We start from the raw sequence: 19,606 nt of genomic DNA, 5'->3' as shown, positions 1-19,606 counted from the left end.
TGTTAGCGGCAGTGTAAAAATAACCCCCTAACGGCATTTAAAAACTGACCCCCTTGGTTAATATAGCGGTCATTTTGGACTGCTCAACATGTTAACTTTGGAGCAAGCAGTGACAATCCAAATACTTCATCAACAAGGTAAATCTATTAAAGCCATTAGTCGTGAACTGGGGGTATCCAGAAATACCGTACGTAAATATTTACGGCAAAACACCACACCTCAGTATCAGCGTATACAGCCTAGAATAAGTATCCTTGACCCATATAAACCCTATTTACTCCAACGTGTAAACGCAGCTCATCCTGAATGGATTCCTGCTGTTGTGCTCTACCAGGAAATTTTAGGGTTGGGATATCCAGGAAAGATCAGGATCTTGAGGGAATATCTTGCAACATTAAAACCAGTTGCTAAACCGGAACTGATCATTCGTTTTGAAACCCAACCTGGCCAACAAATGCAAGTGGATTTCACCACGATTCGACGTAACAACACGACTTTAAAAGCTTTTGTCGCAACATTAGGGTATTCCAGAGCGACTTTCGTGAAATTTTATGATCATGAACGTACGGATGCATGGATCGATGGTCTAGAAAATGCATTTCAGTTCTTTGCAGGAGTACCTCAGGAAATCCTGTTTGATAACGCTAAAACGATCATGATTGAACGGGATGCCTATCAGGAGGGGCAGCATAAATGGAACCCCAAACTGCTCGATTGCGCCAAGAAATACAGCTTTCGTCCTCGCGTATGTAAGCCCTATCGTGCACAGACCAAAGGCAAAGTTGAACGCTTTAATGGATACCTCAAATCAAGCTTTATTGTGCCATTGAAAGCAAGCCTGAAGACTTCGGGTTTACTGTTAGATGTTGATGTCGCCAATGCCCACATTGGCCGGTGGCTGCATGAAACCGCCAATCAGCGGATTCATGCCACCACGCAAGAAAAACCGGCTGTTCGACTGCAACAGGAGCAGCAAAAATTTACGTCATTACCGCAATCAGATACAGGTTCCAGCACTGTACCTGTTGCAGCAGCACAGCATGTCATGCCCTACGAGAGTTTGCAGCATCCCTTATCGATATATGACCAGTTGCTGGGAGTTTCCTGATGAATCTGCAATACGCCCGTATAGAGCAGCTTTGCCAAAAGCTCAATCTGCCTGCCATCGCATCACAATGGTCACATCATGCACAACAAACATTAGGTCAGGATGGAAGTTATGCCGACTTTGTTGAAGCGATCTTGACGCATGAATATGCTGCCAGGCAACAGCGCAGTCAGCAGGTACTGATGAAACTCTCAGGCCTGCCTCAAGTCAAAACCCTGGAAGACTATGATTTTAATTATGCCCTAGGGGCCCCTAAATCACAGGTGATTGAACTGTTCAATCTGAGCTTTATTGCTAGAGCAGAAAATGTGGTGTTTCTCGGGGCTAGCGGAGTAGGAAAAACGCACTTATCTATGGCATTAGGCTATAAGGCCATCATGAACAACATTAAGATCAAGTTCATTACCGCAGCGGATTTAATGCTGCAACTGAGTACAGCCTATCAGCAAGGTAAACTGAAAACCTATATGCAACGTGCGGTACTGGGACCAAAGTTACTGATTATCGATGAAATTGGTTATTTACCGTTTGGACGTGAAGAAGCGAATCTGTTCTTTAACGTGATTGCCAAGCGTTATGAAAAAGGCAGTACGATATTGACGAGTAACTTACCCTTTAGCCAATGGTCTAAGTCATTTGCGGATGATGTTACGTTGACCGCTGCGATGTTAGATCGGCTATTACATCACTGTCATGTGGTACAGATATCGGGTGAGAGTTATCGTTTGAAGGATAAAAAAAGAATTGGGATTCAGCCCCAGGTTGAAACTTAATACGAGATCAAAGGGGTCAATTTTACTTTGCCATTTGTAAGGTAAAAGGGGTCAATTTTAGAATGCCGTTGACACCAGTCGCAGCTACGACAATGCGGTAGTGATCATTACCGACTTTTTCAATATTGTACGCAGGATAATGTGGTGCTTCACTGAGCATTGCATGATCAAACAAATCGTTTAAACGGTCAAAACCGATACTACGACGGAATAATGGCATTAAGCTTAAATTACTCATTGATAAAACCTCCACTATTAGGAAAAGTGATATAAATAAGCAACCTATGCGACTCGATTAGCATGGTTGTCACAGCAATAATCGGTGTGGATGTTTGCTGTACTTTTAATATTTGGATGCTCTATGAAATTTCAAGATTAAAAAATAAGATTTTTAAGAAATTCTCTTTGGTTGATAATTATTCTATTTATATGAAGTTAATCATGCATATTTTAAGATTTCAATTTCAGTTCAACCTAATGTTTCTAGGCTGGAATCATGTTATAAACAGTATCAAACCCCGACAATATGAACTAAAACGAGAAAAGTAACAGGATAACCACATGATCGATTTGTACTATTGGGGAACACCCAACGGACATAAAATTAGCATCGCATTAGAAGAGATGGGTTTGGAGTATCAAGTTTTTCCCATCAATATTTTAGAAAATGATCAGTTTCAACCCGACTTTCTGCGCATTTCACCCAACAATAAAATCCCTGCGATTGTCGATCAAGAGGGTCCTAAAGGTGAAGCCATTTCTGTGTTTGAGTCAGGGGCGATTTTGCAGTATTTAGGGCGTAAAACAGGGCAGTTTTATCCAAGCGATGAACAGGCTCGTGTTGAAGTTGAGCAGTGGTTGATGTGGCAAATGGGTGGTTTTGGTCCAATGCTTGGACAGAACCATCACTTTAGTAAATTTGCTCCCGAACGTATTGCGTATGCAACTGAACGCTATGTCAATGAAACCAAGCGCTTGTATGCTGTACTAGACAAGCAGCTTTTTGGTCAAAACTATGTGGCTGGTGAGTATTCGATAGCGGATATGGCAATTTTCCCATGGATTTTGCGTTATGAATGGCAACAAGTTGATATAAATGACTATCCAAATGTGAAGGCTTATATGGAGCGTATTCAAGCGCGTCCTGCAGTTCAGCGTGCGTTGGCGCTTCAAGTGAATTAGTTACAGAAGCGCTGACTTGAACTGTGTTAAGCTTAGCGCCTTCAAGGTATAAACCATTCTTTAAAGCCACCGATGGGTGGCTTTTTTGTTGAAAGGTTGTTTGGACATCAACGTAATGAAAAAAGAGTTTTTCCTCAATTTAACCCGCATTATTGAAGCGAATCCAAAAATCTATCTCAGTATTATTGTGGGGATTGCAGGATGTTTGGTGCTATTTGTAGCTGAAGCGGTACACATCCAAAAAATCATTGAACTGCTGAATACTAAAGATCAGGCGGTACTGCGTGCTGCAATTGAACCGATTGCCGATAAATATTCATGGTCACGTTGGTCTTTGTTGATTCTGGCATTGATCTGGTCAAGTTTTGCCTATAGCTCAACCAAGAAAAAGCTGGGTTTAAAATCATAAAATGATGTGGGCCTTAGGACTACTTTTCCTTTCTGCCTTTGGAGCAGCGACACTGCTGCCGTTACAGTCAGAAGCAGTCTTGGTGGGATTGTTGGCTCAGACTCAATACCCAGTGTGGTTATTGATAGCTGTTGCCAGCCTAGGCAATATTTTAGGTAGCTGTGTGAATTGGTGGCTCGGCTTGAAAGTTGAGCAATACAAAAACAACAAATTGTTTCCCGTCTCAGAACAAAAGATGTTGCAGGCGCAGGGCATTTATCAAAAATATGGTTTTTGGTCTTTATTGCTCAGTTGGGTGCCCATTATTGGTGATCCGATCACCCTCATTGCAGGATTGCTCAAAGAAAACTTTGTTCGTTTTGTCGTGATGGTGAGTATTGCGAAAATCGGACGTTATCTTTTTGTGTATTGGATGTTTAGTCAATTCTAATCGGTCTTCAAATACTGTTATTGGCCAAAAGATTTTTAATGGTTTTTAGATTTGTAAGAAGTCAGGACACGAGCTATCGAAAACTCGTGTCCTTTTAGATTTTAGTGACAAGACTCAAGGTCAAATTCAATCACATCTTTAAATTTAGATTTTTTATAGAGCCACAGTGTACTTGCTGTGCGTTTAACACTGACTTTACTATTGGCAACGGCTTGTAAAACCTGCTGATCAAGCTCATAAATGCCAGAGCCTTTAGTAATCTTGGGCTTTTTCACGTTGCCTTGTTTATCTGTTTTGAAGCTAAATTTAACTTGACGGTCATGATCATTCAACTGCGTAGAATCTAGCGCAAGCTTAGGTTGAGCCTGATATTGAAAAGGCACTTTTTGCTGCTGTTGTTGTGCAAGCCAATTCTTCGAGTCGAAGGTGTAGTTACATGCTTCGACATCATCTGGGGTCAAGTTTAAATTAAAAACTTGATAACCAATGACAGCTAAAGCGGTGTCGTCCTCCATAAAAGGTTTTACTTTGGCTTGAAGCACGGCATTTACCAGCTTTTCATCCAAAGCTTTGATTCCAGTTGTTTCTTGGACTGTCGCTTTGGTTACTTCACCTGTTTCATCTGCATACACGCGAATAATCGCTGCACGGTTTTGTTGGTTTAAATCACTATTTTTATATTGGGGTTTGGGAAAATCTACCCATTGAATACGCGTAGTCAAATGCGCTGATTGAGCTGAACTTTTTTGAATGGTGAGTTCTAATGGTGGCTGAGCTGCATGACTGAGATGAAAGGGCAGTGTAGATAATGCGAGCAAGAAGAGTGGTTTCATATGGTCGATTTCTTTTATAACGCATCCAGTGCGCATGACTTAAATAATTGTTGCGAGTATTTCCTGAATTGGAAAGACTCGCAAGTTATATTGTTAAATTAAAACTATTTTTGCTCAGCTTGGGTGATGTCTACACCAAATAAGTCTTTGGTTTTAGCCCAACTGAGTGCGACCACTAAAAGCGTCATGCTGCCGCCAAAAACTGTTGCAATCACAGGGCCTAAATATTTTGCTGCAAGACCTGACTCAAATGCCCCTAGTTCATTGCTACTCGACACAAACATGCCATTTACCGCTGCAACACGGCCTCGCATATTTTCAGGAGGATAAATTTGTAAAATAGTCTGACGAATTACCACTGAAATACTGTCACATGCGCCCGTCATAGCAAGAGCAAATAAAGATAGCCAGAGATAGTTTGAGTATGCGAACAATAAGGTGAATAGGCCAAAACCTGCAACAGCAAGCAGCATATTGCGCCATGCATGTCGGGTGGGTGGAAAACGTGTCAGCGCAATCATGGTGATGAGTGCACCAATCGAAGGTGCTGCCCGTAAATAGCCCAATCCTTCAGGCCCAATTTTCAAAATATCTTCAGCAAAGATCGGGAGTAAAGCGATCACGCCGCCGAACAGCACCGAGACTAAGTCGAGTGAGATAGCCCAGAGGACGATTTTAGTTTTAGCAATAAAGCGAAAACCTTCACCTAAACTTTGTAGTACACGTTCCGTTTCAATTTTAGGAAAAGTGCGTTTGCTTAAAAGATTGACGAGTAAGAAGCACAGACTAAGCAGCACCGCCACACTGATGAAACTGGTTTCACGGCCTAAAAATGCCAGCATAAATCCACCTAGCATTGGCCCAATAATCACCCCGCTTTGCCAACCAATGGTGGTCCATGTGGCACCATTGGCATAAAGTTCCCGAGGAATTAAAAAGGGTTTGAGTGATGTTGCAGATGGATTATAGAAACCTCGAATTATTCCTAAGCCAAAGATCACGGCATAAACACCCCATGACAGGGTGGAGAGTTCAATGTGCTTTAAGCCATAAGCATGAAATAACCCCCATAAAACTAGGGGCAGAGGAATGGCAAAGAATAAGCAGATTTTCATGATGGTTTGCTTATTAAAGCGATCGGCAAAATAACCGCCCCATAAGGAGAGCGCAATAAAGGGGATTGCTTCTGCCAGACCAATCAAGCCTAGAGTGAGTGGGTCTTTGGTGATTTTATACAAAGAATACGCCACAATAATTTCCTGGATTAAAATGGCAAGCGTCAGGCAAAATTGATTGAGTGTAACAAGAGAGAAGTCTCGGTATCGGAGTGCGGCAAAAGCATCCTGTGTAGCGTTCATAAGGGTACAGTATGGAATGGATGAGGCATTATACGACTTGGACTAAACCTCGGTTATAAATTCATCGCTTAAAGCTTATCGGGAAATAAACTAAGCTTGCTTTTATTGTTGATTATTTGCTTTTGTTTTAGACAAAGTTCGATTAGAATATTCGCTCCCTTACCTGCAGGTCGTTTTGCAATGGTGCAAACGTTCCGAACAGGTGTTCAAAAGAGGTTGTTATGCCTAAGATGAAAACTCGCCGTGGTGCAGCTAAGCGTTTTAAAGCTACTGCTAACGGTTTCAAGCGTAAACAAGCGTTCAAACGCCACATTTTGACCAAAAAATCTGCTAAGCGTATTCGTCAATTACGCGGCTGTGTAATGGTTCACGTGAGTGACGTTGCTTCAGTTCGTCGTATGTGCCCATACATCTAAGGAGATTATAAATGGCTCGTGTAAAACGTGGTGTACAGGCTCATCGCCGTCATAAAAAAATTCTTGCTCGTGCTAAAGGTTACTACGGCGCTCGTTCACGCGTATATCGCGTAGCGTTCCAAGCAGTAATCAAAGCAGGTCAATACGCTTACCGTGACCGTCGTCAGAAAAAACGTCAATTCCGTGCTCTATGGATTGCGCGTATTAATGCTGGTGCTCGTCTAAATGGTTTATCGTACAGCCGTATGATCGCTGGCTTGAAAAAAGCTCAAGTGATTATCGACCGTCGCGTACTTGCTGACATCGCTATGCATGACGCAGTTGCATTTGCTGCTTTAGCTTCTAAAGCTAAAGATGCATTAGCTGCATAAGTCTTTAAGACTTAAAGAAAGACCGCTTTTTAGCGGTCTTTTTTATGGTCGATTATTTTTTGAATCAAATTTTTTATGGGTCAAAGGTGAGACTGTGATACAACCATAATTACATATGATAAGAAAGACCGCATCAGCGTTAGGCCAGTACAATGAAAAGAATCAATGTTGTAGGAACCTCTGCCACGGGAAAATCTACATTTTCCAGAGCTTTGGCCGAAAAGTTAGATTTGCATTATATCGAGTTGGATAATCTATTTTGGTTGGATGACTGGCAAGAATGTCCCGATGAGGTATTCTTTGCCAAGATTGAGTCCGAAGTACAGAAGGCGACACAGGGCTATGTGATCGATGGTAACTATACCCGCGCCATTCCTGTGAAATGGGCGGAAATTGATACTGTCATTTGGTTGGACTTACCGTTTCCAATCAACCTTTACCGTTCTGTGAAGCGTGCGGTTCAGCGGGCATGGGCACAACAGGATTTATGGGAAAACTCGAATAATCGGGAAAGCTTGCTGCGGATGTTTGGTCGGGATTCGATTATTTGGTGGATGATCAAAACGCATGCTAAAAACCGACAGAAATACTTAAAAATGATGCAGATGTCTGAATATCAACATATACAGTGGATTCATTTAAAGACACCAAAACAGGTGAGTCGTTTTTTAGACCAGTTGGCTGTTGAAAAGCATAACGTTTAAATTAAAAAGATCAGTGCCTACTCAGCGATTAAGGCGAACCTTTAAGCTTTAGTTACATAAATCTGCTTTAATCTCATAGGTGGCCGATGCCTAATAAATAAAAAGATTAAAAAGAAAAGGAGCAGGATATGCTTGCAGAAATTACTGGGATGGGACAGGGAAGTATCACGGTGGAATTACAAATGATTCCCAGAAAAGGTGAGTCAGTCAAAATTATGTATGGACCTGATGCGGAGCTAGAGGGGGAGGTTGTTTCGGTTAATCATTATATTAATCAACATGCCAATCAGCATAAGGTGCAAATCAAAATCCGGCCTTTCAACCTTCTTATTACCGCCTGAAGAAGTTGAGCCCGTAAAAAAGCGCTCTTAGATAAGAGCGCTTTGATATCTCGCTAATAACTTATAAGCCAAAATAATAGCCAACTACACAAATCAAAATCGTAATTATGATTAAAGCAAACACCCCAGTTTTCCCCGATTTATGGTGTATTTCATGAGGCTTGCTCTCTATCGCACTTAATTTAGGTGTTGGATGATTACGTGCATCCAGTGGTGTGGTCGTATCTTTGGGTGTGAGCTGCGCGGTTTGATAGTGATTGGCCACTTTCACAATGAACTTGGTACTTAAATCATCAATCTTTTGTTCAAAATGACGTAGGTTCAATTGCTCATCTGGCGTGAGCACTTGGCCTTCTGCATTGTAAGGATGTTGAATCTTAGTTTGGATAAATGCTGATAGTGCATCTAAACGATACAGCGTTTGGTGTGCATAATCGGCAGTATAGTCTGTTGGTAAAAGAGCGAGATGATGGGCTTCATCTGAGGCATCTTGTTGTCCATAGTAAGGTAAGTTTACCGTCTCAGGCTCTACTAAACCTTGTGCAAATGGCGCACTAAACAGTTCTTGTTCGGTAAAGTTTTCGATTTCATCCCATTTCGGCGTTTGTAAGTCTGCTTCAATGCGTTTGCTGAGTTTGTGATTCAGTTCAAAACGCCATAAATTTTCACTACGGATTGAGCTTTGTTGTGTTTTTGGAATTATAAAATCGTGTTCAGCGCTGTACCACTCCGCCAGTTCTTTACCAAAAATCCAAGCAGTTTTTTGCTGTGCTTGATGGCTCACAATAATATGGGGGGTAGCGAGGAGTTCAACATTTGGGTTAGGGTTCTTTTCATCTGCTAGCAATGTTGAACTATGCAGACTGAGTTGTTTGACCCCTTGTTTTTTTAAGGCTTCAAGCCAGACCTGAAAATGCTGAGCCAGTAAATGTTGGCTATTCAGATCACGAAACTGAAAGCAATGTCGGTCAAAAATGGCATGTTCTAACCAACGTTGGAAACTTAGGTTGTGGCGTAAATATTCATTGCCATAAGTAACTAAAGTAAGTTGTTGTTGCCAAATAGGATCAAGCGACATCGTTTGTTGTTCTCTTCTGTGATGACACTATCTTAACCTGTTTATAAAATCATGTACTAAACAAATTTTCCTGATCGTAGAGCTTCATCAACGTGCTTAAAAACTGATAGAATATGGGGTTTTATTAATTTTATAAATTGTTGCTTTGAGAGTTACTATGTCACTGGAAGCCCTGACCACTGAAGCGCTTGCTGCGATTGCAGCAGCAGAGGACCTTGCTACACTCGATCAAGTACGAGTGCAGTTTACGGGTAAGAAAAGCCAGCTCGCTGAGCAATCCAAAGCTTTAGGCAAGATGGACCCTGAAGAGCGTAAAAATTTTGGTGCGCAAATTCATGCAGTTCGCGAAGCGATTACCGGTGCTTTAACTGAACGCCAAACACAATTACAACAAGCGGCGTTGGCGCAAAAACTCGCAAGTGAAACGGTGGATATTACTTTACCGGGTCGTGGTCAAACGATTGGTAGTATTCACCCTGTTACTCAAGTGCAAGAGCGCATTTGTCAGTTCTTTACCAAAGCTGGTTTTGTGATTGAAACTGGCCCAGAAGTTGAAGATGACTACCACAACTTTGAAGCTTTAAATATTCCAGGGCATCACCCTGCGCGTGCAATGCACGATACATTCTATTTTGATGCGACACATTTGTTACGTACCCATACTTCGGGTGTGCAGATTCGTACCATGGAAACCCAGCAACCCCCGATTCGTATTGTGTGCCCAGGTCGTGTATACCGCTGTGACTCTGACCAAACGCATTCGCCAATGTTCCATCAAATTGAAGGTTTGTATGTAGCTGAAAATACTAGCTTTGCAGAACTGAAAGGTTTATTGGTCAATCTGTTAAACGAATTCTTTGAAAAAGACTTAAAAGTACGTTTCCGTCCATCTTATTTCCCATTCACAGAGCCAAGCGCTGAAGTGGATATTATGGATGAGCGTGGTAAATGGTTAGAAGTGCTTGGTTGTGGCATGGTACATCCAAATGTCTTACAGGCAGCAGGGATTGATCCTGAAAAATACAAAGGCTTTGCTTTCGGTCTAGGTGTGGAACGTTTTGCGATGCTTCGTTATGGCATCAATGACTTACGTATGTTCTACCAAAACGATGTGCGTTTCTTACGCCAATTTGCTTAAACAGATTTATACCTCTCCCAGCCTCTCCTTGAAGGAGAGGAGTTGTTTGTGATGACTCGGGGTTCTCCTTCTTTTCCAAAAGAGGGAGTTAGAGGGGGATTCAAAAATTTAGATTTATAGGTTTTTAACAAAATGAAAATTAGCGAAAATTGGTTGCGTACATGGGTTAACCCAGCCGTTGATAGCAATACTTTATCTGATCAACTGACCATGTTGGGTTTAGAGGTCGATGATTTATCGCCTGCGGCAAAACCGTTCACTGGCGTGGTTGTTGGTGAAGTGTTGACGGTAGAGCAACATCCTGATGCAGACCGTTTACGTGTGACCACTGTGAATATTGGTTCAGGCGAGCCGTTACAAATAGTGTGTGGTGCACCAAACGTACGGGTTGGTATGAAAGCCCCTGTGGCAACCATTGGTGCTGTGCTTCCAGGCGATTTCAAAATCAAGAAAGGCAAACTTCGTGGCATTGAATCACAAGGGATGTTGTGTGGTGCATCTGAAATTGATCTAGAAGACAAAATTGATGGCCTTTTAGAGCTGCCCGTTGATGCACCTGTCGGTGTGGATATTCGTGAATATTTAAATTTAGATGATCATGTCATTGATATCAGCATCACGCCAAACCGTGGTGACTGTTTTAGTATTCGTGGTATTGCCCGTGAAATTGGGGTAATTAACCAACTGACTGTGACTGCACCTGAAATTAATGCCGTTGCCGCGACCATTGCTGATGAGAAAAAAGTTGTGGTGAGCACTGAAGGCTGCCCGCGCTATTTAGGTCGTGTGATTAAAAACGTGAATACCAAAGCAGCAACCCCAGAATGGATGGAACGCGCTTTGGTTCGCTCAGGGATTCGTCAGCACAGTATTTTGGTTGATATTACCAATTATGTACTGATGGAGTTGGGTCAACCGCTCCATGCTTTTGATGCAGCAAAAATTCAAGGTTCAGTCCAAGTTCGTCAAGCGAATACGGCGGAGAAATTGGTTCTACTGAATGAACAAGAAGTTGAGCTCAATGAAAAAGTCATGGTGATTGCGGATGATGAAAAAGCATTAGCGATTGCAGGCATCATGGGTGGCTTGTCTTCATCTGTTACCGATGAAACCCAGGACATTTTCTTAGAGTCTGCATTCTTTGCTCCATTAGCCATAGCAGGTCGTGCCCGTAGCTTTGGTTTACATACCGATGCATCACAGCGTTATGAGCGTGGCGTGGATTTTGAGCTGCCAATGCTAGCGATGCACCGCGCATCACAATTGATTGCAGACTTGGCGGGTGGTGAGTTCGGTCCGATTACGATAGCGGAACAAGCGGCTGTTTTACCGAAGCGTGAAGCGATTGAGCTAGAACAAGCGCAAGTGGATCAATTACTAGGTTATCGTGTAGATGCTGCATTTATTGCAGATGCATTAACTCGCTTAGGTTGTGCTGTGACGGTTAAAGCAGAAGATCAGTGGTCTGTAGTACCGCCTTCACACCGTTATGATATGGCAATCTACCAAGACCTGATTGAAGAAGTCGCACGTATTCATGGTTATGACAACATTCAAATCAGTTTGCCAAAAATTGAAGCGCAATTGGCTCAATATCAAGACCAATTTGAAATGACTCAGCTTCGTCAAACCCTCGTGACTTTGGGTTATCAAGAGGCGATTAGCTTTAGCTTTGCAGACTTAAAGCTTGAGAAGCAACTCAATACGGCTGTGAATCCTTTGGCTTTGGCTAACCCGATTTCAAGCGATTTAGCAGTGATGCGTTCAACATTGCTCTCTAGTTTGATTCCGTGCGTGCAATACAACGTAAACCGCCAACAAAGCCGTGTACGTTTCTTTGAACTAGGCTTACGTTTTGACTATCAAGACGCTGAATCTATTCATGATTTGAAACAAATTCCTACCCTTGCAGTGATTGCAACAGGTGCAAAAACGTCAGAAACTTGGCATGCTAAACCTCAAGCTATGGATTTCTTTGATTTCAAAGGTGAAATTGAAGAAGTATTGGCAGCAGGTCGTGTGCAGGTTGAATATGTTCGCTCTGAACGTAGCTGGTTGCATCCAGGGCAGTCTGCTGAGGTTTTAGTCGATGGCCAATCTATTGGTTACTTTGGTCGATTACATCCATCTTTAGAAGATGCATTGGATTTGAGCACGACTTGGGTGGCTGAACTTGATCAATCGGCTGTTTTGCAAACTTATGTATCTAATTTTACAGAATTATCACGTTTTCCGTCGGTTAGACGTGATATTGCGCTTTTAATTAGTGATAAGATAAATGTAAGTGAAATTCAGCAACTTATCGAAAAAACAGGTGGTGAGCTTTTAGACTCAACTTGGTTGTTCGATGTGTACACTGGGCAAGGCGTTGAAGACGGTAAGCGCTCATTGGCATTTGCACTTCTTTGGCAACACCCATCACGTACGCTTGAAGATGCTGAAATTAAATCCGGTATGGATCATATTTTACAAGTGTTGGAAAACACTTATCAGGCGACATTGAGGGCTTCATGACAGCATTAACAAAAGCGGAAATGGCTGACCATCTAAGTGAGCTCACGAGTTTAAACCGTCGTGAAGCTAAGCAAATGGTCGAGTTGTTCTTTGATGAGATTAGCCAAGCGCTAATCTCTGGCGAGCAAGTTAAACTTTCTGGTTTCGGTAACTTTGAGTTGCGTGATAAACGTCAACGTCCAGGTCGTAACCCGAAAACGGGTGAAGAAATTCCGATTTCTGCACGCCGTGTAGTGACCTTCCGCGCAGGGCAGAAATTCCGCCAGCGTGTGGGAAATGAGCAGATCGATTGATCTGCTTTTTTTTTGCTTAGAATTTTTGATGATCATTTGGCTGATTCAATTCTTGCCAAATAGTAGAGCTTTGTTTTTTGATAAAATTTGAGCATAAAAAAAGAGAGCCACGGGCTCTCTTTTTGACTAATCTCTAAGAGATTAGTGAGCTTTAGCTTCAGAAGCAGCAGCAACAGTAGCTTCAGAAGCAGCAGCAGTAGCTTCAGAAGCAGCAACAGTAGCTTCAGAAGCAGCAGCAGCAGCATCTACAGCAACTTCAGAAGCAGCTTGAACAGCTTCAGATGCAGCAGCAACTTCAGATGCAGCAGCAGGAGCTTCTTCTTTCTTAGCACAGCCAACGAAAGCTAAAGTAGTAGCAACTGCAGCAGCAATAGCGATTTTTTTGAATAACATGGCATCACTCTCTAAAATATGAGATTAAAAAAAACCGACGTTAGTCTGTTGTATGCTTTTATTGTTCCTAATTTTGCTAGGGACTAACAATGCAGGAGCAGCCTAACTGGTCTGCAAATATGCTATCACTGCGCATTTTGAATTGCTACTAGCTGGGATGAAAAAAGTGATAAAAAAGGTCTAAAAACAGGGCTTTTTTAACAGAAAATAACAATCAATGATGAGGTTTGTATTGGAGAAGTGCTGAATAAACATTTAAAAAGATGAAGGTTTTTTATTTCAAATTTTTGTTTATCAAAAACTTGCAAATAAGTTTACAGAGAATCGGATGAAATGTTGCTTTGTGTAAGCTAAGTCAACCAAATAAAAAGGCTGTCGTTAAGACAGCCTTTTGAGATGAAGCAGGTCGGATTAGCTGGTTGCTTTACGCTTCATTTGATCAAAGAAATCATCGTTGGTTTTGGTTTCTTTCATGCGATCAAGTAAGAATTCCATTGCTGCAAGTTCATCTTGAGTATGAAGTAACTTACGTAAAATCCAGACTTTACGTAGATTATCTTCAGACATTAAGCGCTCTTCGCGACGGGTGCCAGACTTTTTGATGTTCATCGCAGGGAAGACACGTTTTTCTGCAATACGGCGATCCAGTGTAATTTCTTGGTTACCAGTACCTTTAAATTCTTCGTAGATCACTTCATCCATTTTACTGCCAGTTTCAATCAGGGCTGTAGAAATGATGGTTAGTGAGCCACCTTCTTCAATATTACGTGCTGCACCGAAGAAACGCTTAGGGCGTTCTAGCGCATGTGCATCCACACCACCAGTTAAAACCTTACCAGATGAAGGCACAACCGTGTTGTAAGCACGTGCTAAACGGGTAATGGAGTCAAGAAGAATCACAACGTCTTTCTTGTGCTCAACCAAACGTTTTGCTTTTTCAATCACCATTTCAGCCACTTGAACGTGACGAGCAGGAGATTCATCAAACGTTGACGCAATGACTTCACCACGAACAGTACGTTCCATTTCGGTCACTTCTTCAGGACGTTCGTCAATGAGAAGAACGATCAGGAAGCACTCAGGGTTGTTACGCACGATCGACTGAGCGATGTTTTGTAACAACATGGTTTTACCCGCTTTTGGCGGCGCTACGATAATTGAACGTTGGCCTTTACCGATAGGTGCAACCAAGTCAACTACACGTGCAGTTAAATCTTCTGTCGTCCCGTTACCAAGTTCCATCACCAATTGCTCGGTTGGGAAAAGTGGTGTTAAGTTTTCAAACAAGATTTTGTTACGTGAGTTTTCTGGCGTGTCGTAGTTAATTTGGTTCACTTTTAACAGTGCAAAATAACGTTCGCCTTCTTTGGGTGGGCGAATGGTTCCCGTAATGGTGTCACCAGTACGTAGATTGAAACGACGAATTTGAGATGGGCTAACATAAATGTCATCTGGGCCTGCAAGGTAAGAACCTGCTGCAGAGCGTAAGAAGCCGAAGCCATCTGACAGAATTTCCAAAACGCCATCACCAAAGATCTCTTCGCCATTCATCGCATGGCGCTTTAAGATGGCAAAAATAATGTCTTGCTTACGGTTACGAGCCATTCCTTCGAGGCCCATAAATTCAGCAATTTTGATGAGTTCGCCAATCGGTTTTTTCTTGAGTTCGGTTAAATTCATAGGAGGTCAGATAAGAATCAAAAATTCTAAATTACAGGATGAAAAGGAAGCAACATTTAGCCGCAGACATGCAATGAAGTAACGCAATTGTATTTGAACTATAACAATTCAGAGGACTGATTCATTGTTTGAAGAGAAACGTGTCAAAACAATTTGTATTGCCGAGCGGCGATCTTATGTGTTGTGTCTTTTAAGAAAATGACAGGATTGAATAATCCTTTATCTCTTGATCATGCAATATAAGAGAGAAAGTCAGACTTGTCAATTTATAGCCGAAAAAAATACGCTGTTGTTTAGACAGCGTATTTCATTTTCAATCTAAACGGATGCTTAAATGTTTTCTTCAATGAAAGCAGTCAATTTCGATTTTGGTGCAGCGCCCACTTGTTGAGCAACAACTTCACCATTTTTGAACATAAGTAATGCAGGGATGTTACGGATGTTATAGTTTACAGCCGTTGCTTCGCAAGAAGTCACGTCAACTTTAACAATCTTCACTTTACCTTCGTATTCGTTCGCCAATACTTCTAATACAGGTGCAATTGCTTTACATGGCGCGCACCAGCCTGCCCAGAAGTCAACAAGCACAGGAACGTCTGATTGAAGTACATCAGCGTCGAAGTTTGTATCAGTTGTATTTACGATATTGCCAGACATGGATAGCTCCAGTTTCAATTTTTGGATAGTTTTATGGCTAATAGTATGTCATAGCCTGCTATCACTGAGTAGATGGATTACTAAATTTTCAACCTTTAGTTTGAATTTGTCTAATTGAAGCTCACGATGTTACTGATCGTGTAACACAATTGTCATATATGCCGAAATTTTAAAAGCTCGTCAATTTCTGACCACAAATGGCTTTTAAATTGCATGGAGGTGAATTAATCTAAGCACAATTCTGTATAGGTTTATATTAAATCATGTCTGATTTTTTGATTGATGAAGAGTTACTTGCTGCCATCGATATGGGGTCGAATAGCTTCCACTTAGCGATTGCGCGAGTGGACCATGGCGAAGTGAAAAAAGTTGCGTCAATGTCAGAAAAAGTACAGTTAGCAGCGGGTTTAGATGAAAATAAAAACTTAACAGAAGCCGCACAGCAACGTGGTTTGGCCTGCTTATCTCGATTTGTCGGACGTTTAGGTTCGGTTCAGCCGAATCGTTTAAGAATTGTGGCGACCAATGCGCTACGCCAAGCCAAAAATGGACATGAATTTATTCAAAAAGCGGCAGAAATTTTGCCGAAGCACATCGAAATTATTGCCGGTCGTGAAGAGGCTCGACTGATTTATTTGGGTGTATCGCATACCATGGTGAACAGTGGGCGCCGCCTTGTGATTGATATCGGTGGTGGTTCAACAGAGCTGATTATTGGTGAAGAATTTGAGCCCATTCATACTGAATCTTTACAAATGGGCTGTGTAGCATTTACCAAAGCTTTCTTTGTCGATGGTGAAATTAACCAAAAAAGTTTTGATAAAGCCGTGGTGGCAGCACGTAAGGAACTGTCTGGTATTGCGAATACCTATAAAGAAGCGGGTTGGGATACAGTGGTTGGTTCGAGCGGAACCATCAAAGCGTGTCGTCAAATTACTGTGAATATGGGTTGGAGTAATGAAAAAGAAGAACTCACCCGTGATGGCTTAGATAAGCTTAAAGAAAAATTGCTCAAATACAAACATGTCGCTGAGATGGAGTTTGATGGTCTAAAAGAAGACCGTCGAGCAGTTTTGCCAGCCGGAATCGCTATTTTGTATGCCATTTTTGATGTACTCGAACTGGATAAACTGGTGTATTCAGATGGTGCCCTACGCGAAGGGGTGATGTATGACTTGCTGGGACGTTTTCAACATGAAGATATTCGAGATCGTTCTGTACAAGCGTTAATGGGCCGTTATAACGCCGATCCAAAACAAGCTGAACGAGTCGTGAACATGGCTCAGCATTTGTTCGATGGTGTGGCGGATTCACTGAAATTAACCACAGAAGACAGTGATTTACTGCGTCGTGCAGCTTATCTGCATGAAATTGGTTTAGCAATTAGCCATGCGGGCTACCATCGTCATGGTGCATATTTATTGCAACATTCAGACATTGCGGGCTTCTCGCAAATTGATCAAAACCATCTATCGCATTTGGTGGCCCATCACCGTCGTAAGCTGCGCAGTGACGCACGTGTTGATGTGATGAAGGTCGGTGGCAACAAATTAGTCTATCTTTGTTTGTTACTTCGCCTCGCAGTTTTACTGAATCATAGTCGTAGCGATCAGATGCTTCCTGCCATTGAATTAACAGTAGGCAATGCGCAACAATGGCAGCTGAGTGTTTCTGGTAATGCCGCGCAATGGCCTTTGCTGGTTGCAGACTTGCATGATGAGCAAGCGCAATTTAAGCATTGGGATGTTGAGCTGGATATCCAATCAGAACAATTTGTCGATGAATAAATTGGTCAATTAGGGATTTATGGTTGAGCTATGAAGAATAAAGCTGCGCAATCCAAAGCATGGACGACGGTTCAAATTGCACGTCATCCTGAGCGTCCGCAATTTTTAGATTATGTGAGTGAAATTTTTACCGAATTTGATGCTTTGCATGGTGATCGCTTATTTGGTGATGATGGTGCAATGATCGGTGGATTAGCTCGCTTTGATGGTCAGCCAGTCATGATTGTGGGTCAACACCGTGGTCGCAGTACGCGTGAAAAGTTACAACATAACTTTGGTATGAGTAACCCAGAAGGTTACCGTAAATCACAACGTTTACTCGATATGGCTGAACGTTTTAATCTACCCGTCTTTACATTTATTGACACCATGGGTGCATATCCAGGTGTGGGTGCAGAAGAACGTGGTCAGGCTGAAGCAATTGCAACGTCTTTGGCACAACTTTCAAGCTTGAAAGTGCCTGTAATTGCAACTGTACTCGGTGAAGGCGGTTCAGGCGGCGCACTGGGTATTGGTGTGGCTGACCGTGTGGTGATGTTATCCCATAGTATTTATTCAGTCATTTCACCTGAAGGCTGTGCGTCTATTTTATGGAAAACAGCTGAAAAAGCAGAGCAAGCCAGCGAAGCTTTGGCATTGACTGCTGAAAAACTACAGAAAATTGGTATTGTTGAATATGTGGTCGATGAAGGTGAAGGCGCTCATCTCAACCCGGAACAAGTCATGCATGCTTTAAAAACCGTTTTAAAAGATGCATTGGCTGAGTTGCAACCAATGGATGCGAATGAACGATGCGAAGCACGTTACCAACGTTTAATGAAGTTTGGCAGCGACAATTTAGGGCTAGCGTCTTAACTGAGTTTCAGGATACACCTGAACAGCCTCATTTTTTAATCGGATGTAGTGGTGGCATGGATTCCATGCTGCTACTCCATTTGATGTCTCATTTATTTCCCAAGCGCATTCGCGCCATCTATGTTGATCATCAATTGCAGGATGTTAGTCCGCAGTGGGGCAGCTTTGTTCAAGAACAATGCTATGTACTTGATGTCCCATGTGTGATTCAAGCGGTGGATGTTGATACAGGCAATGTAGAAAGCCAAGCCCGCAGTGCACGTTATGCAGCTTTTCAGAAGCATCTTCTTGCCAATGAAATTTTAGTTCTCGCCCATCATCAACAAGATCAAGCCGAAACCGTTTTACTCCGATTACTCTCTGGTGCGGGGATTCATGGACTTGCCGCCATGCAGAGCATCGACATACGAGAGCAATTTACAATTTGGCGCCCTCTATTGGCTTTGTCCAGACAGCAAATTGAGCTGTGGGCCGCTGAGATGCAGCTGAGAAATATTCAAGACCAAACCAATTTTGATACCAGTTATGATCGTGCATGGTGCCGAGCTGAATTGTGGCCAATCTTAGAAAAACGCTTTCCGAAAATGCAGCAAGCTTTGGCACGCACCAGTTATTTGATGCAAGATGCCGAAATGATTTTGGCTGATGTGTTGGCACAAGATTGGGCCAGTTGCGGGAATGCTGCGGTTTTAAACTTAACCCCATTTCGTCAGTTATCTGCACCGAGACAGCGACAGTTGCTCTCTGCTTGGATGAAAGGTGAGGATTTATATCGCCCTGCTTTTGATATGGTGCAACGCTTGTTTGATGAAGTGATTGAATCCAAAGTGGATGCCCAAGCCGCATTGCATTGGAACCAATTTTATTATGTACGCTATCAACAACAGCTCTTTCGTGTCAGTAAAGCCGAGTATTTGGCGGAACAATTTCAGACGATTGAGTCAATTGAGCAACGGTTTAGTTTAGATCAAGCTTATGCATTGGCTTCAGGGAAATTTCGCATAGAAACACAAAAATATGGACTGTCTTCTGCATTATTAGAGCAGCCTTTACAGATAAAACCACGTTTAGGTGGAGAAAAATTGCATTTGTATGGGCGTGTTGGGGCATGGCCGTTGAAAAAAGCCATTCAGAGCGCACAAATTTTTCCGTGGCAACGTCATACAATACAAATATTAAGCATAGATAATGTTATGCTTGGTGTTTTTACGCCTAAAGGATTTTGGTTGGTCGAGTCGGCTTATTGTGAAGCGGGTGGATGGCAACCAAATTTAATCGCTTAGTTA

21 protein-coding genes and 1 pseudogene are annotated in these 19,606 nt (G+C 42.2%); 15 read left to right on the top strand and 7 right to left on the bottom strand.

Annotation, left to right across the window (positions count from 1 at the left end):
- The first annotated feature begins 88 nt into the window (after positions 1 to 88).
- Positions 89 to 1,108 (top strand): IS21-like element ISAba8 family transposase, encoded by a 1,020-nt coding sequence (istA, locus tag AXW61_RS06655; protein WP_062033485.1) that lies wholly within the window; start codon positions 89 to 91, stop codon positions 1,106 to 1,108.
- Positions 1,108 to 1,881, top strand: coding sequence for an IS21-like element ISAba8 family helper ATPase IstB (gene istB, locus AXW61_RS06650; protein ID WP_062033482.1), 774 nt, complete (start codon positions 1,108 to 1,110; stop codon positions 1,879 to 1,881). Before istA ends, istB begins: the two co-directional genes overlap by 1 nt.
- Before the next feature lie 82 nt (positions 1,882 to 1,963).
- Here the strand turns inward: istB and AXW61_RS06645 are convergent.
- Positions 1,964 to 2,119 (bottom strand): annotated as a pseudogene (locus tag AXW61_RS06645) (heat-shock protein); the annotation flags it as partial.
- Positions 2,120 to 2,442: 323 nt separating this feature from the next.
- On the opposite strand from AXW61_RS06645, the gene AXW61_RS06635 reads away from it, so the two are divergent.
- The 3 genes from AXW61_RS06635 (at position 2,443) to AXW61_RS06625 (ending at position 3,902) form a co-directional block, all read left to right on the top strand.
- Positions 2,443 to 3,063, top strand: coding sequence for a glutathione binding-like protein (locus tag AXW61_RS06635; protein WP_062033476.1), 621 nt, complete (start codon positions 2,443 to 2,445; stop codon positions 3,061 to 3,063).
- A 115-nt stretch (positions 3,064 to 3,178) separates the two neighbouring features.
- On the top strand, positions 3,179 to 3,472 hold the full coding sequence (locus AXW61_RS06630) for a hypothetical protein (protein ID WP_062033473.1): 294 nt from the start codon (positions 3,179 to 3,181) through the stop codon (positions 3,470 to 3,472).
- Between the two features lies 1 nt (position 3,473).
- Positions 3,474 to 3,902: a YqaA family protein gene (locus tag AXW61_RS06625; protein ID WP_062033470.1), complete on the top strand. Its 429-nt coding sequence runs from the start codon at positions 3,474 to 3,476 to the stop codon at positions 3,900 to 3,902.
- Between the two features lie 101 nt (positions 3,903 to 4,003).
- Here AXW61_RS06625 and AXW61_RS06620 read toward each other — a convergent pair whose 3' ends face one another.
- Together AXW61_RS06620 and AXW61_RS06615 are read right to left on the bottom strand one after the other, a co-directional pair.
- Complete coding sequence (locus tag AXW61_RS06620) at positions 4,004 to 4,735, bottom strand: energy transducer TonB (RefSeq protein WP_062033467.1); 732 nt, start codon at positions 4,733 to 4,735, stop codon at positions 4,004 to 4,006.
- A gap of 104 nt (positions 4,736 to 4,839) precedes the next feature.
- On the bottom strand, positions 4,840 to 6,093 hold the full coding sequence (locus AXW61_RS06615) for an MFS transporter (protein WP_062033465.1): 1,254 nt from the start codon (positions 6,091 to 6,093) through the stop codon (positions 4,840 to 4,842).
- A gap of 221 nt (positions 6,094 to 6,314) precedes the next feature.
- Between AXW61_RS06615 and rpmI the strand changes: the two genes are divergently transcribed.
- From rpmI to AXW61_RS06595, 4 genes are all read left to right on the top strand, one after another.
- Entirely contained in the window at positions 6,315 to 6,509 is a 195-nt protein-coding gene (rpmI, locus tag AXW61_RS06610) for a 50S ribosomal protein L35 (RefSeq protein WP_004278281.1), read from the top strand.
- Between the two features lie 11 nt (positions 6,510 to 6,520).
- The gene (rplT, locus tag AXW61_RS06605) at positions 6,521 to 6,880 is read left to right on the top strand and encodes a 50S ribosomal protein L20 (protein WP_004692276.1); all 360 of its coding nucleotides are present in this window, start codon (positions 6,521 to 6,523) and stop codon (positions 6,878 to 6,880) included.
- A 152-nt stretch (positions 6,881 to 7,032) separates the two neighbouring features.
- Positions 7,033 to 7,584, top strand: a complete 552-nt coding sequence (locus tag AXW61_RS06600; RefSeq protein WP_062033463.1) for an adenylate kinase — start codon at positions 7,033 to 7,035, stop codon at positions 7,582 to 7,584.
- A gap of 128 nt (positions 7,585 to 7,712) precedes the next feature.
- Positions 7,713 to 7,925, top strand: a complete 213-nt coding sequence (locus AXW61_RS06595) for a hypothetical protein (RefSeq protein ID WP_004692273.1) — start codon at positions 7,713 to 7,715, stop codon at positions 7,923 to 7,925.
- A 61-nt stretch (positions 7,926 to 7,986) separates the two neighbouring features.
- Here the strand turns inward: AXW61_RS06595 and AXW61_RS06590 are convergent, their stop codons facing one another.
- Entirely contained in the window at positions 7,987 to 9,003 is a 1,017-nt protein-coding gene (locus AXW61_RS06590) for a hypothetical protein (RefSeq protein ID WP_062033459.1), read from the bottom strand.
- A gap of 157 nt (positions 9,004 to 9,160) precedes the next feature.
- Between AXW61_RS06590 and pheS the strand changes: the two genes are divergently transcribed.
- From pheS to AXW61_RS06575, 3 genes are all read left to right on the top strand, one after another.
- Entirely contained in the window at positions 9,161 to 10,141 is a 981-nt protein-coding gene (pheS, locus tag AXW61_RS06585) for a phenylalanine--tRNA ligase subunit alpha (RefSeq protein ID WP_004979194.1), read from the top strand.
- Positions 10,142 to 10,273: 132 nt separating this feature from the next.
- Positions 10,274 to 12,655, top strand: coding sequence for a phenylalanine--tRNA ligase subunit beta (gene pheT, locus AXW61_RS06580; protein WP_062033456.1), 2,382 nt, complete (start codon positions 10,274 to 10,276; stop codon positions 12,653 to 12,655).
- The gene (locus AXW61_RS06575) at positions 12,652 to 12,948 is read left to right on the top strand and encodes an integration host factor subunit alpha (protein ID WP_004649746.1); all 297 of its coding nucleotides are present in this window, start codon (positions 12,652 to 12,654) and stop codon (positions 12,946 to 12,948) included. Before pheT ends, AXW61_RS06575 begins: the two co-directional genes overlap by 4 nt.
- 141 nt (positions 12,949 to 13,089) lie before the next feature.
- Here AXW61_RS06575 and AXW61_RS06570 read toward each other — a convergent pair whose 3' ends face one another.
- The 3 genes from AXW61_RS06570 to trxA all read right to left on the bottom strand — a co-directional run bounded on the left by AXW61_RS06570 (position 13,090) and on the right by trxA (position 15,678).
- On the bottom strand, positions 13,090 to 13,341 hold the full coding sequence (locus AXW61_RS06570; RefSeq protein ID WP_062033454.1) for a hypothetical protein: 252 nt from the start codon (positions 13,339 to 13,341) through the stop codon (positions 13,090 to 13,092).
- Between the two features lie 411 nt (positions 13,342 to 13,752).
- Complete coding sequence (gene rho, locus AXW61_RS06565; protein WP_004692266.1) at positions 13,753 to 15,021, bottom strand: transcription termination factor Rho; 1,269 nt, start codon at positions 15,019 to 15,021, stop codon at positions 13,753 to 13,755.
- A gap of 330 nt (positions 15,022 to 15,351) precedes the next feature.
- Positions 15,352 to 15,678: a thioredoxin gene (gene trxA / locus AXW61_RS06560; protein ID WP_004692264.1), complete on the bottom strand. Its 327-nt coding sequence runs from the start codon at positions 15,676 to 15,678 to the stop codon at positions 15,352 to 15,354.
- A 263-nt stretch (positions 15,679 to 15,941) separates the two neighbouring features.
- Here trxA and ppx point away from each other — a divergent pair, with 263 nt between their 5' ends.
- From ppx to tilS, 3 genes are read left to right on the top strand one after another with little or no spacing between them, the layout of a single operon-like run.
- A complete protein-coding gene (ppx, locus tag AXW61_RS06555) occupies positions 15,942 to 17,465 on the top strand; it encodes an exopolyphosphatase (protein WP_004692262.1) in 1,524 nt (507 codons plus the stop codon).
- A 30-nt stretch (positions 17,466 to 17,495) separates the two neighbouring features.
- Positions 17,496 to 18,320, top strand: coding sequence for an acetyl-CoA carboxylase carboxyltransferase subunit alpha (locus AXW61_RS06550; RefSeq protein ID WP_005400738.1), 825 nt, complete (start codon positions 17,496 to 17,498; stop codon positions 18,318 to 18,320).
- The gene (gene tilS / locus AXW61_RS06545; RefSeq protein WP_081408271.1) at positions 18,257 to 19,603 is read left to right on the top strand and encodes a tRNA lysidine(34) synthetase TilS; all 1,347 of its coding nucleotides are present in this window, start codon (positions 18,257 to 18,259) and stop codon (positions 19,601 to 19,603) included. The genes AXW61_RS06550 and tilS overlap by 64 nt, the downstream gene beginning before the upstream one ends.
- Positions 19,604 to 19,606: the final 3 nt, after the last annotated feature.

The sequence above is a fragment of the Acinetobacter sp. BMW17 genome, assembly GCF_001592855.1.
GTDB classification, from domain to species: domain Bacteria; phylum Pseudomonadota; class Gammaproteobacteria; order Pseudomonadales; family Moraxellaceae; genus Acinetobacter; species Acinetobacter johnsonii.
This window is presented reverse-complemented; position numbering and strand designations above follow the sequence as displayed.

What these genes read in the sequence shown, in the direction of transcription:
- ppx (WP_004692262.1), top strand. Translation starts at nt 15,942, where the DNA reads ATGTCTGATTTTTTGATTGATGAAGAGTTACTTGCTGCCATCGATATG.
- tilS (WP_081408271.1), top strand. Translation starts at nt 18,257, where the DNA reads ATGCGAAGCACGTTACCAACGTTTAATGAAGTTTGGCAGCGACAATTT.
- AXW61_RS06630 (WP_062033473.1), top strand. Translation starts at nt 3,179, where the DNA reads ATGAAAAAAGAGTTTTTCCTCAATTTAACCCGCATTATTGAAGCGAAT.
- AXW61_RS06615 (WP_062033465.1), bottom strand. Translation starts at nt 6,093, where the DNA reads ATGAACGCTACACAGGATGCTTTTGCCGCACTCCGATACCGAGACTTC.
- rplT (WP_004692276.1), top strand. Translation starts at nt 6,521, where the DNA reads ATGGCTCGTGTAAAACGTGGTGTACAGGCTCATCGCCGTCATAAAAAA.
- trxA (WP_004692264.1), bottom strand. Translation starts at nt 15,678, where the DNA reads ATGTCTGGCAATATCGTAAATACAACTGATACAAACTTCGACGCTGAT.
- rho (WP_004692266.1), bottom strand. Translation starts at nt 15,021, where the DNA reads ATGAATTTAACCGAACTCAAGAAAAAACCGATTGGCGAACTCATCAAA.
- AXW61_RS06635 (WP_062033476.1), top strand. Translation starts at nt 2,443, where the DNA reads ATGATCGATTTGTACTATTGGGGAACACCCAACGGACATAAAATTAGC.
- pheS (WP_004979194.1), top strand. Translation starts at nt 9,161, where the DNA reads ATGTCACTGGAAGCCCTGACCACTGAAGCGCTTGCTGCGATTGCAGCA.
- AXW61_RS06590 (WP_062033459.1), bottom strand. Translation starts at nt 9,003, where the DNA reads ATGTCGCTTGATCCTATTTGGCAACAACAACTTACTTTAGTTACTTAT.
- AXW61_RS06600 (WP_062033463.1), top strand. Translation starts at nt 7,033, where the DNA reads ATGAAAAGAATCAATGTTGTAGGAACCTCTGCCACGGGAAAATCTACA.
- pheT (WP_062033456.1), top strand. Translation starts at nt 10,274, where the DNA reads ATGAAAATTAGCGAAAATTGGTTGCGTACATGGGTTAACCCAGCCGTT.
- AXW61_RS06620 (WP_062033467.1), bottom strand. Translation starts at nt 4,735, where the DNA reads ATGAAACCACTCTTCTTGCTCGCATTATCTACACTGCCCTTTCATCTC.
- AXW61_RS06625 (WP_062033470.1), top strand. Translation starts at nt 3,474, where the DNA reads ATGATGTGGGCCTTAGGACTACTTTTCCTTTCTGCCTTTGGAGCAGCG.
- rpmI (WP_004278281.1), top strand. Translation starts at nt 6,315, where the DNA reads ATGCCTAAGATGAAAACTCGCCGTGGTGCAGCTAAGCGTTTTAAAGCT.
- istA (WP_062033485.1), top strand. Translation starts at nt 89, where the DNA reads ATGTTAACTTTGGAGCAAGCAGTGACAATCCAAATACTTCATCAACAA.
- AXW61_RS06595 (WP_004692273.1), top strand. Translation starts at nt 7,713, where the DNA reads ATGCTTGCAGAAATTACTGGGATGGGACAGGGAAGTATCACGGTGGAA.
- AXW61_RS06550 (WP_005400738.1), top strand. Translation starts at nt 17,496, where the DNA reads ATGAAGAATAAAGCTGCGCAATCCAAAGCATGGACGACGGTTCAAATT.
- istB (WP_062033482.1), top strand. Translation starts at nt 1,108, where the DNA reads ATGAATCTGCAATACGCCCGTATAGAGCAGCTTTGCCAAAAGCTCAAT.
- AXW61_RS06575 (WP_004649746.1), top strand. Translation starts at nt 12,652, where the DNA reads ATGACAGCATTAACAAAAGCGGAAATGGCTGACCATCTAAGTGAGCTC.
- AXW61_RS06570 (WP_062033454.1), bottom strand. Translation starts at nt 13,341, where the DNA reads ATGTTATTCAAAAAAATCGCTATTGCTGCTGCAGTTGCTACTACTTTA.